At 73.1% G+C, this 13508-nt stretch carries 12 protein-coding genes; 9 read left to right on the top strand and 3 right to left on the bottom strand.

What is annotated here, in order from left to right; all coding sequences use genetic code 11:
• The first annotated feature begins 33 nt into the window (after positions 1 to 33).
• From ACIBK9_RS40180 to ACIBK9_RS40215, 8 genes are read left to right on the top strand one after another with little or no spacing between them, the layout of a single operon-like run.
• On the top strand, positions 34 to 1335 hold the full coding sequence (locus tag ACIBK9_RS40180) for a glycoside hydrolase family 36 protein (protein WP_397164092.1): 1302 nt from the start codon (positions 34 to 36) through the stop codon (positions 1333 to 1335).
• A complete protein-coding gene (locus ACIBK9_RS40185) occupies positions 1332 to 2261 on the top strand; it encodes a carbohydrate ABC transporter permease (protein ID WP_397164093.1) in 930 nt (309 codons plus the stop codon). Before ACIBK9_RS40180 ends, ACIBK9_RS40185 begins: the two co-directional genes overlap by 4 nt.
• 8 nt (positions 2262 to 2269) lie before the next feature.
• The gene (locus ACIBK9_RS40190) at positions 2270 to 3079 is read left to right on the top strand and encodes a carbohydrate ABC transporter permease (protein ID WP_397164095.1); all 810 of its coding nucleotides are present in this window, start codon (positions 2270 to 2272) and stop codon (positions 3077 to 3079) included.
• Positions 3080 to 3101: 22 nt separating this feature from the next.
• Complete coding sequence (locus ACIBK9_RS40195) at positions 3102 to 4403, top strand: ABC transporter substrate-binding protein (RefSeq protein WP_397164096.1); 1302 nt, start codon at positions 3102 to 3104, stop codon at positions 4401 to 4403.
• 8 nt (positions 4404 to 4411) lie between these two features.
• Positions 4412 to 5956 carry an alkaline phosphatase D family protein gene (locus tag ACIBK9_RS40200; protein ID WP_397164098.1) on the top strand — a complete coding sequence of 515 codons (1545 nt, stop codon included), beginning with the start codon at positions 4412 to 4414 and terminating at the stop codon, positions 5954 to 5956.
• A 10-nt stretch (positions 5957 to 5966) separates the two neighbouring features.
• Positions 5967 to 7916, top strand: coding sequence for an NPCBM/NEW2 domain-containing protein (locus ACIBK9_RS40205; protein WP_397164099.1), 1950 nt, complete (start codon positions 5967 to 5969; stop codon positions 7914 to 7916).
• 4 nt (positions 7917 to 7920) lie between these two features.
• The gene (locus ACIBK9_RS40210; protein ID WP_397164101.1) at positions 7921 to 9543 is read left to right on the top strand and encodes a beta-N-acetylhexosaminidase; all 1623 of its coding nucleotides are present in this window, start codon (positions 7921 to 7923) and stop codon (positions 9541 to 9543) included.
• Entirely contained in the window at positions 9540 to 10262 is a 723-nt protein-coding gene (locus tag ACIBK9_RS40215; RefSeq protein ID WP_397164103.1) for a tyrosine-protein phosphatase, read from the top strand. The genes ACIBK9_RS40210 and ACIBK9_RS40215 overlap by 4 nt, the downstream gene beginning before the upstream one ends.
• Before the next feature lie 19 nt (positions 10263 to 10281).
• Here ACIBK9_RS40215 and ACIBK9_RS40220 read toward each other — a convergent pair whose 3' ends face one another.
• Entirely contained in the window at positions 10282 to 11124 is an 843-nt protein-coding gene (locus tag ACIBK9_RS40220) for a PHP domain-containing protein (protein WP_397164105.1), read from the bottom strand.
• A gap of 121 nt (positions 11125 to 11245) precedes the next feature.
• On the opposite strand from ACIBK9_RS40220, the gene ACIBK9_RS40225 reads away from it, so the two are divergent.
• Entirely contained in the window at positions 11246 to 11890 is a 645-nt protein-coding gene (locus ACIBK9_RS40225; protein ID WP_397164107.1) for a TetR/AcrR family transcriptional regulator, read from the top strand.
• Here ACIBK9_RS40225 and ACIBK9_RS40230 read toward each other — a convergent pair.
• Positions 11878 to 12732, bottom strand: coding sequence for a 3-hydroxyacyl-CoA dehydrogenase family protein (locus ACIBK9_RS40230; RefSeq protein WP_397164109.1), 855 nt, complete (start codon positions 12730 to 12732; stop codon positions 11878 to 11880). The genes ACIBK9_RS40225 and ACIBK9_RS40230 overlap by 13 nt on opposite strands.
• A complete protein-coding gene (locus ACIBK9_RS40235; protein ID WP_397164110.1) occupies positions 12729 to 13469 on the bottom strand; it encodes an enoyl-CoA hydratase/isomerase family protein in 741 nt (246 codons plus the stop codon). Before ACIBK9_RS40235 ends, ACIBK9_RS40230 begins: the two co-directional genes overlap by 4 nt.
• Positions 13470 to 13508 lie beyond the last annotated feature (39 nt).

Genomic DNA, 13508 nt, shown 5'->3' on the forward strand with positions numbered 1-13508 from the left:
CGCTCCTTCGTAAGTTGAGAGAGATGAGGTCTGATGTCATTCGTTGACGTCGGCGAGATCAGGTGCGACCAGGCCCGGACCCGGGTGTTCGAGCACGGCTGGCAGTCGTGGAGCCCCACCGGCGCCTACGGCCTCGGGGACCTTCCGCCCAGACCCGCCGACGAGACGATCCAGATCCTCTGCTACCGCCCCGAGACGCCCGTCCCCGACGGCGTCTTCCAGGGCGAGGGGCTGCTGGCCGTCGAGACCGGCGACGGCGCGGTCGAGCTGTGGAGCGCGCCCGGACCGCTCCAGGTGCCCTCCGTCCGGGCCCGCCGGGAGGGCGACCGCCTGGTCATCTCCGCCGACGGCCCGGTACGCCACCAGCGCGTCGAGGGCGACCTCGGCCGGGCCCTGCGCGACTGGGCGGACGGCATGGCAGAACCCAGGACGTTCCCCGCCGTCCCCCCCATGTGGTGCACCTGGTACGGCTACTGGGACAAGGTCACCGACGCCGACGTCCTGGAGAACCTGGCGCTGGCCGACCGGCACGGCCTGACCGCCGACATGTTCCTCGTCGACGACGGCTACGAGGCCGGCATCGGCGACTGGCTGGACCCCAGGCCCGGCTTCGGCTCCCTCGCCCGCGCCCTGGACGCCGTCACCGGCTCCGGCCGCCGCGCCGGCATCTGGACCGCCCCCTTCCTGGTCGGCCACGACAGCCGCCTGTTCCACGAGCACCCCGACTGGCTGGTGGACGGCGCGTACGCGGGCCGCATGTGGAACCAGGACCTCGCCGTCCTCGACGTCACCCACCCCGGCGCGGCCGAGCACCTGGTCCACGTCTTCGCCGCCTTCGCCGCCATGGGCGTCACCCACTTCAAGCTCGACTACCTCTACGCCGGCGCCCTGGCCGGCCGCCGCCACGAGGACCTCGACCCGATCGCGGCCTACCGGCGCGGGCTGGAGCTCGTGCGGCGCGGCGCGGGCCCCGAGGCCACCCTGCACGGCTGCGGCGCGCCCATGCTGCCCAGCATCGGGCTGGTCGACATCATGCGGGTCAGCCCCGACATCGCGCCCACCCTGCACCCCCGGTCGGGCGACATCAGCCAGCCCTCCCAGCTCGGCGCCCGGCTGACCGGCGCGGCCCGCGAGTTCCTGCACGCCCGCTGGTGGGTCAACGACCCCGACTGCCTCATCGTGCGGCCCGAGGTGGAGGCCCGGCAGAAGTGGGCGGCGCACATCGAGGGCACCGGCGGCCTGCGCGGCTCCAGCGACCCGATCGCCGCCCTCGACGAGTGGGGGCTGGAGACCACCCGCCGCCTGCTGGTCCCCACCGCCACGGACCCGTCGTGATCACCGAGACGGTCCGGGCCGCCGCCAAGGAGGCTCCGCGGCGGCCGCCGCGCAGGCGCACCCGTGACTGGCACGCCTACCTGTTCGTCGGGCCCAGCCTGTTCGGGGTGGTGGCGTTCCTGCTGCTGCCGGTCGTCATCGTCCTGGTGCTCAGCTTCTTCAACTGGGAGTTGCTGTCGGAGCCCACGTTCGCCGGGCTGGACAACTACCGCCGGCTGGCCGCCGACGGCGAGAGCTGGCACGCGCTTGGCGTCACCCTCCTGTACGTCGTCCTGTGCATCCCGCTGCAGACCGTGCTGGCCCTGCTGCTGGCGCTGCTGCTGGACCGCAAGGTCAAGGGCCTGCGGCTGTACCGCTCGTTGTACCTGATCCCGTGGATGGCCACCCCGATCGTCCTCGGCCTGGTCTGGAACTGGATCTTCGACCCGCGCGACGGCGCGCTCAACAGCCTGCTCGGCCTGGTCGGCGTCACCGGCCCGGACTGGCTGTCCGACCCTGCCTGGGCGCTGCCCGCGATCGTGCTGGTCAACGTCTGGCAGCACACCGGCTACACCATGCTGTTCTTCCTGGCCGGCCTCCAGGGCATCCCCAAGGAGCTGTACGACGCCGCCGCCACCGACGGCGCCACCCCCGCCCAGCGGTTCTGGCGCATCACGCTGCCGCTGCTCAACCCCACGATGTTCTTCGTCATGGTGACCAACCTGATCGGCGCCTTCCAGGTGTTCGACACCGTCTACGTCATGACCAACGGCGGCCCCAGCCAGAGCACCGAGGTGCTCAACTTCCGCATCTACGAGACGGCGTTCAAGCAGTTCGACTTCGGCTACGCCTCGACCCTGTCGATGTTGCTGTTCGGGGTCATCCTGCTGGTGACGCTGGCGCAGGTCAGGTTCTTCGGCAAGCGCACCACCTACGACCTGAGCTGAGGCCCCCCATGATCAAGCGCACCCTGCTCCACGTCGTGCTCGCGGCCGGCGCGTTCGTCTCCGTCTTCCCGTACCTGCTGGTCGTGCTGACCGGGTTCAAGACGCAGTCGCAGCTCAGCTCCACCGAGCCGTGGCTGCCCGGCCTGCCGCCGACCACCGCGAACCTGACCCGGCTGCTGAGCGGCGACTTCCCCCGGTACGTGCTCAACACCCTGCTGATGACGGTCGCGCTCACCCTCGGGCAGCTCGTCTTCACCACCTTCGCCGCCTACGCCTTCGCGCGGCTGCGCTTCCGGGGCAGGGAGGCCCTGTTCTGGCTGTACGTCGCCACCATGATGGTGCCGGGCGCGGTCACGATGATCCCCCTGTTCCTCATCATGCGCGAGCTCGGCCTGGTCAACACCTGGTACGGCCTGCTCATCCCGTACGTGCTGGGCACCCCGTACGGCATCTTCCTGATGCGCCAGTTCTTCAAGTCCCTGCCCGCCGGGCTGGAGGAGGCCGCCCGGATCGACGGGGCCGGGGCGATGACCGTCCTGCTGCGCATCCTGCTGCCGCTGTGCCGCCCGGCGCTCGGCACCCTGACGATCATCACCGTGATCTCGTCGTGGAACAGCTTCATCTGGCCGCTGATCATCACCAGCGGCGACGAGACCAGGGTGATGACGGTGGCGCTCGCCACCCTCAAGGTCGGCATCGGCGTCGACTACAACCTGATGATGGCCGGCGGGCTGATCGCGCTCGTGCCGATGGTGGCCGTCTTCGTCTTCTTCCAAAGACACATCGTCCGGTCGGTGGTCCTCACCGGCCTCAAGTAGCACACGAACAAGAGGTCAGCGAATGTTGCAATCCCCCCCGATTCGCTGGGCCGGGGCGCTGCTCTGCGCCGCCACGCTCATCCTGTCCGGCTGCGGGTCGGGCTCCGGAGACTCCGGCAAGGTCACGCTCACCTACCGGCTCTGGGACGACCAGCAGAAGGTCGGCTACGAGAAGGTGATGGCCGCCTTCGAGAAGGCCAACCCGGGCATCGACGTCAAGATAGAACTGCTGCCCTACGACCAGTACTGGACCAAGCTCACCGCCGACGCCGTCGCCGGGACCGCGCCGGACGTCTTCTGGATGAGCCCCACCCAGTTCCCCGAGTTCGTCACCAAGGGCGTGCTGGCGCCCGTCCAGGTGGACGGCTCCAAGTACCACCAGACCGTGGTCGGCTCGTTCACCTACCAGGGCAAGCTGTACGGCGTGCCGAAGGACTGGGGGATCGTCGGCCTGCTCTACAACAAGGACCTGTTCGCCAAGGCCGGCGTGACCATGCCGGACAAGCTCACCTGGGCGGCCGACGGCTCCGGCACCCTGCTCGACACCGCCCGCAAGCTCACCGTGGACGAGGCCGGCAAGCACCCCGGCGAGCCCGGCTTCGACCCCGCCAAGGTCACCACGTACGGCTTCGCCTCCTGGAACCACTACCAGACGCAGTGGATGAACTGGGTCAGCTCCAACGGCGGCAAGCTGCTGGACAAGCCCTTCGGCAGCTACACCTTCAACGACGCCGCCTCCGTCCAGGGGCTGCAGTTCGGCGTGGACCTGGTCAACAAGCACCACGTCTCGCCCCCGGCCACCCAGACCAACCCGCCCACCGGCAAGGTCACCGACATGTTCAAGGCCGGGAAGGTCGCCATGTTCCCGGCGAACAACGCGCTGCTGCCGTTCGTCGCGCCGGAGGCCAACTTCGAGATCGGCGTCGCCGCCATGCCCGAGGGCCCGCAGGGCCGTTCGGTGAACCTCAACGGCCTGTCCGAGGCCGTCTCCGCCAAGAGCGCCCACCCGGCCGAGGCGATGAAGCTGGCCACCTGGCTCGGCACCGAGGAGCCGCAGAAGATGATGGCCGACGGCGGCTACGTCTTCCCCGCGCTCAACGGCCTGGCGCAGGGCTACGTCGACTACTGGAAGTCCAAGAAGCTCGACGTCTCGCCGTTCCAGGAGGAGTCGGAGGGCCAGACCTTCCCGCTGCCGGTCACCACCGGCTTCACCGGCTTCGAGAACAAGCTCAACCAGATCCTCAACGAGATGTACCTCGGCAAGCTCACCCCCCAGCAGGCCGCCGACCAGGCCGTGGCCGCCGGCAACGCCTCCGTCAAGTAGGAGCTCCATTGATCACCCGGCGATCGTTGTTCGCCGGGGGCGCGAGCCTGGGCCTCGCCGCCGCACTGGGTGCCTCACCCGTGCGCGCGGCGGCCCGGCGTGCCCCCCTGTCCGACCCGTTCCAGCTGGGCGTCGCCTCCGGCGAGCCCACGCCGGACGGCGTCGTCCTCTGGACCCGGCTCGCCATGGACCCGGTCGCGCTCGACGGGCTCGGCGGCATGCCGGACCGCGTCGTGCCGGTGCACTGGCAGCTCGCCTCCGACGAGAACTTCCGCCACGTCGTGCGCCAGGGCGTCGAGCAGGCCCGCCGCGAGTCGGCCCACAGCGTGCACGTCGAGCTGGACGGCCTGCGCCCGGGCGCGGAGTACTTCTACCGCTTCCGCGCCGAGGGCGAGATCAGCGAGGTCGGCCGCACCCTGACCGCCCCCGCTCCCGGCGCCCGCTCCCGCCCCCTGAACCTGTCGTTCACCTCCTGCGCCGACTACCAGACCGGCTGGTTCACCCCCTACCGCCGGATGGCCGAGGACCACCCCGACCTCATCGCCTTCCTTGGCGACTACATCTACGAGTACGGCGACTACAAGTACCCCGTCCGCGACCAGGCCGGCGGCGAATGCCTCGACCTGGCCGGATACCGGCTGCGGCACGCCCAGCACAAGGCCGACCCCGAGTCGCGGCTGGCCCACGCGATCGCCCCCTGGGTGGTCGTGTGGGACGACCACGACATCGAGAACGCCTGGGCCGGCGACGTGCCCGAGCAGCCCGACCCGCCCTTCCTCGCCCGCCGGGCCGCGGCCTTCCAGGCGTACTACGAGAACATGCCGCTGCGCCGCGCCCAGCGCCCCGACGGCCCGGCCCTGCGGCTCTACCGCACGATCCGCTGGGGCGCGGTCGCCAACCTGCACATGCTCGACACCCGCCAGTACCGCGACCTGTACGCCTGCACCGGCAGGAGCGGCACGGTCGGCGCCGACTGCGCCGAGCGGCTGGCGCCCAACCGCACGATGCTCGGCGGCGAGCAGGAGTCCTGGCTCGACGGGCAGCTCAAGGGCTCCCAGGCCACCTGGGACCTGCTCGGCCAGCAGGTCTTCCTCATGGAGATGGACTGGACCAACGGCGAGGGCAAGGGCTACTCCAACGAGGGCTGGGACGGCTACGTCGCCTCCCGCAACCGGCTGACCGCCGCCATCGACGACCACCGGCGCAACGCGGTCGTCCTCACCGGCGACGTGCACTCCCACTGGGCCGGGGAGGTCAAGCGCGACTTCCAGGACCCCGAGTCGAAGTCCGTCGCGGTCGAGCTGGTCACCACGTCGGTCACCAGCGCCGGCAACGGCCTCGACGAGTACCCCAACACCCAGACGCTGCTCGCCGAGAACCCGCACGTGAAGTTCTTCAACGGCCGCCGCGGCTACGTCCGCGCCAAGCTCACCCAGCAGGAGATGAAGGTCGACTTCCGCTCGCTGTCCCGGGTGACCGAGCCGTACGCGCCCGCCTACACCTCCGGCTCGTTCGTCGTCGAGCCGGGCGACCCGAGCCTCCACCCAGCCTGACGGGATCCCCATGCGCACGATCACGGCCGCCGTCGCGGCGGCCCTCCTCACCCTGCCCTTCGCGCCCTTACCCGGTTCCGTGGCGACCGCGGCGGCCGTCGCGGCGCCCCCGATGGGCTGGAGCAGCCGCTCCCTGGGCTGCTCGGTCTCCGAGGCGGCCGTCCGCCAGGCCGCCGGCGCCCTCGCCCCGCTCGCGCCGCTCGGCTACCGGTACGTCGTGCTCGACGACTGCTGGCTGGCCGCCCAGCGCAGCGGCGGCGCCCTGGCCCCCGACCCGGCCCGCTTCCCGGGCGGCGTCAAGGCGCTGGCCGACGAGCTGCACGCCAAGGGCCTCAAGCTCGGCCTGAGCCTGTCGGCCGGCGCCAAGGCGTGCTCCGGCGGCGGCCCCGGCTCCTACAAGCAGGAGGCCGCCGACGCCGCCCAGCTCAGGGCCTGGGGCGCCGACTACGTCAAGTACGACTGGTGCAACGTCCCCACGGCCGACTTCCCCGGCCAGAACGTGCAGCAGATCGCCCAGACCCTCTACCCGCGCATGCGCCAGGCCCTCGGCGACGGCGTGGTGTTCGCCATGAACAACGAGGACGGCAGCACCGTGCCCTGGTTGTGGGGCAAGGACGCCGGCGCCACCACCTGGCGGACGAACGTCTACAACAAGCCCATCCCCGACAGCTACCCGAGCATGGTGGACATCTGGGAGACCAACCAGCTCAGAGCCGAGTACGCCGGGCCGGGCAGCTGGGCCGACCCCGACCTGATCCAGGCCGGGCGCGGCGGGATGACCGAGACCGAGTACCGCGCCCAGTTCACGTTGTGGGCCATGGGGGCCGCGCCGCTCGTCCTGCAGGCCGACCCGGCCAAGGCGCCGGCGGCCGTCGTCGCCAACCCCAAGGTGATCGCGGTGGACCAGGACCGGCTGGGCGCGCACGGCCGGCTCGTCGCCTCCGACGGCTGGTACCACGTCCTGGCCAAGCCCCTGGACGGCGGCGACCGGGCGATCGCGCTGTTCAACGAGAGCGACCGGGCGGCGGTCATCTCCACCCGGCTCGGCGCGGGCTCCCGCCACCGGGTCGAGGAGCTGTGGTCCGGCGCGGTCAGCTCGACAAAAGACGTGCTGTCGGCGCAGGTCCCGGCGCACGCGGCGGTGCTCTACCGGGTCTCGGAGAGCCGGGAGCAGGCGCCGCCGCTGGTGACCTTCGAGGCCGACCCGCCGCGCTTCCTCGGCGAGGACCGGCCCTCGGTGCTGGAACCCGGCGTGCCCGGCGAGCTGGTCACCCGCGTCACGAACACCGGGGCCACCGCCCCGCTGCGGGACGTCGAGGTCAAGGCGTCCGCGCCGGACGGCTGGCGCGCCGAGGCCCGCACGCCGGCCAGGACCGCCCGGCTCGGCGCCGCCGAGACGTTCACCGTGACCTGGACGGTCACCCCGCCCGCGGACGCCGCGCCCGGCACCTACGAGGTCGCCTTCACCCAGGGCGACCGGCGCGCCGTCGCCGTCGTCATCGTGGCCAGGGCGCCGGGCACGGGCCGCACCTACCTGAGCGACCTGGCCTGGACCAGGGCCACGAACTACTTCGGCCCGGTCGAGAAGGACACCAGCAACGGCGAGCGGGCCGCCGGCGACGGCCGTCCGATCACCGTCGAGGGCGTCCGGTACGCCAAGGGCCTGGGCACGCACGCCCCCGCCGACATCGAGTTCCACACCGCCGGCCGGTGCACGACGGTCGAGTTCCAGGCCGGCATCGACGACGAGGTCGGCCAGGCCGGCTCGGCCGACTTCGAGGTGTGGGCCGACGGCGGCCGGGTCGCGCACTCCGGCGTGCTGACCGGCGCCATGCCCGCCAGGAAGGTCACGGCGTCCGTCGCGGGCGCCCGGTTCGTCCGGCTGGTCGCGACCAACGGCGGGGACAACGCCACCTCCGACCACGCCGACTTCGCCGACGCCACCGTCACCTGTCAGTGAGGAGATGCACTTGAAGATCGTTCCCAGGCCCGTCAGCCACGGGACCAGGCGCGGGAGGTTCGTCCTCGACGGGCGCACGGCGCTCACCGCCGACCCGGCGCTCGCCGGGGTGGCCGCCTGGCTGCGCGCCGAGCTCGGCCAGGTCACCGGAGGTGAGCTGCTGCCCGGCACGCCGGGCCCGGGGACGATCACCCTGGGGCTGGGCGACGACCTCGGCCCGGAGGCGTACCGGCTGAGCGTGGGCGACGACGGCGTCGCCATCGACGCGGGCGGGCCCTCCGGGGCCTTCTACGGCGCGCAGACCTTCCGCCAGCTCCTGCCCGCCGCCGCCTACCGCCGGTCGCCGGCCGCCGAACCCCTGGTCGCGCCGGGCGTGCACATCGAGGACGAGCCCCGCTTCGGCTGGCGCGGCTGCCTCCTGGACGTCGCCCGGCATTTCATGACCAAGCACGACCTGCTGCGGTTCATCGACCTGATGGCCCTGCACAAGCTGAACGTCCTGCACCTGCACCTGACCGACGACCAGGGCTGGCGCGTCGAGATCAGGCGGTACCCCCGCCTGACCGAGGTCGGCGCGTGGCGGCGGGAGAGCCAGACCGGCTGGAACGGCGCCATGGACGGCCGCCCCCACGGCGGCTACTACACCCAGGACGACCTCAGGGAGATCGTCGCCTACGCCGCCGCCCGGCACGTCACCGTCGTGCCCGAGATCGACCTGCCCGGCCACACCCAGGCCGCCATCGCCGCCTACCCCGAGCTGGGCAACCTCGGCACGCCGCTGGAGGTCCGCACGACCTGGGGCATCGGCCGGAACGTGCTCAACGCCGAGGACGCCACCGTCGCCTTCTTCAAGAACGTGCTGGACGAGGTGCTGGAGCTGTTCCCCAGCCCGTACGTGTGCGTGGGCGGCGACGAGTGCCGCAAGGAGCAGTGGCGGGAGAGCCCGTCGGCCCAGCGCCGGATCAGGGAGCTGGGCCTGCGGGACGAGGAGGAGCTGCAGAGCTGGTTCATCCACCAGTTCGACGACTTCCTGGCCGCCCGGGGACGCCGCCTGGTCGGCTGGGACGAGATCCTGGAGGGCGGGCTGGCGCCCGGGGCGGTGGTGGCGTCCTGGCGCGGCGACCTCGGGGCGGTGGCCGCCGCCCGGCGCGGGCACGACGTCATCAACTGCTCCAACACCCAGGTCTACTTCGACTACCGCCAGGGGCCGGGGGAGGACGAGCCGGTGCCGTTCGGGACCGTGCTGGCGCTGGAGGACGTCTACGCCTTCGAGCCCGTGCCCGCGCAGCTGCGCGACGACCCGGCGGCGGAACGGGTGCTCGGCGCCCAGTGCGGGGTCTGGACGGAGCTGATCGACTCCAACAGGCGGGTCGACTACATGGTCTTCCCCCGGCTGGCGGCCTTCGCCGAGACCGTCTGGGGGCCGCCCGGACGCGACCTGGAGGACTTCCGCGCGCGGCTGGCGGGCCACCTGCCGCGGCTGGCGGCGATCGGGGTGGAGTACCGGCCGGAGTCGGGGCCGCTGCCCTGGCAGACCAGGCCCGGCGTGCCCGGACGGCCGGAGGATCCGAAGGAGTGGCAGGCCACCATCGACGCCTGGACCAGCAACCTGCGGGACCTCGCGTGACGCGCCTGGAGCCGCCGTCGGGCGGCCGGGTGCTGAGCTGGCCGGGCTGCGAGAACGTGCGCGACCTCGGCGGGCTCCCGACCGAGGACGGCGGGCGGATCCGGTGGGGCGCGCTGGTGCGGGGCGACCGTCCGAGGGGCACGGCCGTCCCGGCGCTGCGGGCGCACGGGATCCGGCTCGTCGCCGACCTCCGGCTGGCCGCCGAGTGCCGGGCCGACCCCGGTCCCGACGTGCCGGGCCGCCGCCACCTGCCCGTCCTGCGGGACGAGGACACCGTCCTGGAGGCGCTGGACGACACCCTGCCCGGCATCTACCGGGTGATCCTCGACCGGGGCGCCGCCCGGTTCGCCGCCGTCCTGTCGGCCGTCGCCCACGCGCCGGACGGGGGCGTCCTGCTGCACTGCCACTCCGGCAAGGACAGAACCGGGCTGGCGGTCGCGCTGGCCCTCTCGCTGGCCGGCGTCTCCCGGCAGGAGATCGCCGCCGACTACGCCATGACGGCCGTCTGCCTGCGCCTCGACGAGCACCTGGCCGCCCTGGACGGCGACGCGGGGCGGGCCAGGGCGCTGCGCCTGTTCGCCGAGGTCACCGCGGACACCATGCTGGCCGCCCTGGCCCACCTGGACGAGCGGCACGGCGGCGCGCAGGCGTACCTGCTGGCCGGCGGCCTGCCACCGGACGACCTGGCGCTGCTCCGGGCCCGCCTGGTGGACCGCTGAGGGGCCCGGAGGGCGGCGGTCAGCCCGTACGGCCCCAGAAGTCGTACGGGTCCCGGCCCGGGCGGAAGCCGTGCGCCCGGGCCAGCTCCGCCGCCTCCCGGAACCGGCGCGCGACGACGGACGGCTCGTGGGCGTCGCTGCCGAACGTCACGGCCTGCCCGCCCTCCTCCCGCCACCACCCGAGCAGCGTCGTGTGCAGCGGCAGGACCGTGTTGATCTCCAGCGCCCGGCCCGACCCGGCGGTCACCCGCAGCGCGTGCCGGAACTCCTCCTCGAAGCCGGCCGGGTCGAACGGCCCGGCCGCCCGCGGCCAGTAGCGCACCGGGTAGTCGACGTGGGCCAGCACGGCGAACACGTCGCTGCCCGCGACCAGTTCGGGGATCTCGGCCAGGTAGTCCCGGACCACCTGGGCGGCGGCGCTGCGGGCGTACAGGCCGGGCGGCTCGCAGAACCCGTCGCCGGCGGGCAGGCTGTGCAGGGAGCCGAGCACCCGGTCGAAGCGCCCGGCGGCGAGCACGCGGGCGACCTCCCCGGCGTGCCGGTGCGGCTCGCCCAGCTCCAGGCCGCTCAGGATGCGCAGCTGCGGGAAACGCTCGCGGCACCGCTCGACCGCCTCCAGGTAGCCCGCGGCGTCGAAGGCCGGGGGAGGGAGGTGGCCGTCCGGCGTCGTCAGCGCGAGCAGGTGGTCGTGGCCGTCGAGGGCGCCGGGGTCGACCGTCCAGACCGTGTGGTCGACGTGCTCGGTGAAGGCGATGGCGGGCAGGCCGAGCTCCACCGCCCGCGCGCAGGAACGCTCCATGTCGCCCTTCGGGGCGTCCCAGGACCATTCGCTGTGCACATGGCTGTCGGCGGGCAACGTCACGGGGCTCACTCCTCGGAGGGTAGGAGAAGATCGTCACGACTGTACCCCGCGAGCGTTCCGGCGTCCCGGGGGTGCGCCGCCTCGGGGAAGAGGTCTGATCTGCCGTGAGATGCTGGCTTTCGTGACGACGACCGAGCCCGCCGGGCCCGCCCCGCGCCGCGGGCGCGGCCGACCCGGCTACGACCAGGCCGCGATCCTGCGCGCCGCGGTGGAGCTGTTCAACCGCAGGGGATACGACGCCACCAGCATGGGAGACCTGGCCAAGGAGCTCGGCCTGACCAAGCCGGCCATCTACCACCACGTCACGGGCAAGGAGCAACTGCTCGGCCAGGCCCTCGACGACGCCCTCGACGAGCTCACCGCCGCCGTCACCGCCGCCACCCGCGACGCCGCCGGCCGCACGGCCTACGAACGCCTGCGCGAGGTCGTGCGGCGCAGCGTCGAGGTGCTGGTCGCCCACCAGCCGAGCGTCACGCTCCTGCTCCGGGTGCGCGGCAACAGCCCGGTCGAGCTGGCCGCGCTCGAACGCCGCCGCTGGCTCGACGACCGCCTCGCCGCGCTGGTCGCCGACGCCGTCGCCGAGGGCGCGCTGCGCGACGACGTGCCGCCCGCGCTGGTCAGCCGGCTGCTGTTCGGCATGGTCAACTCGCTGGTGGAGTGGTACCGCCCGGACGGCGCCTACGACCGGGCGATGGTCGCCGACGCCGTCACCGTGATCGCCTTCGACGGCCTGGCCGGGCACGCGCCCGGGGCTCACCAGGTGTAGAACCCCTGGCCCGTCTTGCGGCCGAGATGCCCGGCGGCCACCAGGTCGCGCAGGATCCGCGGCGGCTCGAACCGGGGGCCGAGCTCGCGGGCCAGGTGCTCGGTGATCGCGAGCCGCACGTCCAGGCCCACCACGTCGGTGGTGCGCAGCGGGCCCGTCGGGTGGCGGTAGCCGAGAGTCATGGCCGTGTCGATGTCGGCCGCGCTCGCCACGCCCTCCTCCAGCATCCGCATCGCCTCCAGGGCCAGGCAGACGCCGAGCCGGCTGCTCGCGAAGCCCGGCGAGTCGGCCACCGTGACCGGCGTCCTGCCGAGCGCCCGCGTCCACTCCTGGGCCCGTTCGACCAGCTCGGGGTCCGTCCGCGGGCCGACGACGACCTCGATGAGGTCGCTGACCGGGACGGGGTTGAAGAAGTGCAGCCCGATGAAGCGCTCCGGCGCGGCCAGGCCGGCCGCGAGCCCGCCGATCGACAGGCTGCTGGTGTTCGTGGCCAGCACCGCCCCCGGCGCCTGCCGCTCGACCAGGGCGAACACCTGGGCCTTGAGCGCCGCGTCCTCCGGCACCGCCTCCACGACCAGCTCGCACGGGGCCAGCTCGGCCGGGTCGGCCGTCGTGCGCAGCCGGGACAGGACGTCCGGGAGCGGGCTGCCCAGCCTGCCCTTCTCCGCGGCCTTGGCCAGGCTGCCGGTCACCCGTTCCAGGGCTGCGGCGGCGGCCCGCGGGTCGCTCTCCACGACGACGACCCGGCTGCCGGCGGCGAGGAAGGCGTGCGCGATGCCCGACCCCATCCGCCCGCCGCCGAAGACGCCGACGATGTGCGGCAGGGGTGATGGAGACGTCATGAGCGCGGCTCCTTCCGCCGGTCGAGGAACGCCGTCATGCGCGCGTGCTTCTCCTCGGTCTCGAACAGGACCGCCTGGGCCAGGTCGTCCACGAACGGGTGCGCGGCGCGCGGGGCGTGGAAGACGGCCTTGGTCAGCCGGGTGGCCAGCGGCGCCCGCGCCGCGATGCGGTCGGCCAGCCGGTGGCCGGCGGCGAGCAGGTCCTCCGGCTCCACGACGTCGTTGAGCAGGTGCGCCGCCCGCGCCTCGTCGGCCGTCAGCACCCGGCCGGCGAGCAGGATCTCCTTGGCCAGCGGCTCCCCGACCAGCTCGGCCAGCCGCCAGGCGGCCCCGGCGGCGGCCAGGATGCCGAGGTCGGTCTCCGGGTTGCCGATCCGGGTGCGCGGCGTGCCGATCCGGAAGTCGCAGGCGTAGGCCAGCTCGGCCCCGCCGCCCAGGGCGTAACCGTCCACGAGGGCGATGGTCGGCATCGGCAGCCGGTGGATCCGGTCGAAGATCCTGGAGTTGATGCCGCGCAGCGCGTCGCCCCGGTCCCGGTCGCGGAGCTGGGCGATGTCGGCCCCGGCGGCGAAGGTCGTGCCCTCGCCGGTGAGCAGCACGACGCGCGGCTCGTCCTCGACGGCGGCGCACGCCTCGTGCAGCGCGGCGACCAGCTCCCGGTCGATCGCGTTGCGCACCTGCGGCCGGTTGAGCCGCCACACCACCCGGTCGGCGCCCTCCTCGACGATGAGGGTCATGGGCGCTCCGCCTGGGGAGCGCGGGCTTTCGTCACGGAA

This window comes from Nonomuraea sp. NPDC050227 (assembly GCF_044459705.1).
Taxonomy (GTDB): domain Bacteria; phylum Actinomycetota; class Actinomycetes; order Streptosporangiales; family Streptosporangiaceae; genus Nonomuraea.

Bases quoted from the DNA above. Each gene is read 5' to 3' on its own strand.
- ACIBK9_RS40180 (WP_397164092.1), top strand. From the start codon at position 34: ATGTCATTCGTTGACGTCGGCGAGATCAGGTGCGACCAGGCCCGGACC.
- ACIBK9_RS40190 (WP_397164095.1), top strand. From the start codon at position 2,270: ATGATCAAGCGCACCCTGCTCCACGTCGTGCTCGCGGCCGGCGCGTTC.
- ACIBK9_RS40195 (WP_397164096.1), top strand. From the start codon at position 3,102: ATGTTGCAATCCCCCCCGATTCGCTGGGCCGGGGCGCTGCTCTGCGCC.
- ACIBK9_RS40205 (WP_397164099.1), top strand. From the start codon at position 5,967: ATGCGCACGATCACGGCCGCCGTCGCGGCGGCCCTCCTCACCCTGCCC.
- ACIBK9_RS40210 (WP_397164101.1), top strand. From the start codon at position 7,921: ATGCACTTGAAGATCGTTCCCAGGCCCGTCAGCCACGGGACCAGGCGC.
- ACIBK9_RS40230 (WP_397164109.1), bottom strand. From the start codon at position 12,732: ATGACGTCTCCATCACCCCTGCCGCACATCGTCGGCGTCTTCGGCGGC.
- ACIBK9_RS40235 (WP_397164110.1), bottom strand. From the start codon at position 13,469: ATGACCCTCATCGTCGAGGAGGGCGCCGACCGGGTGGTGTGGCGGCTC.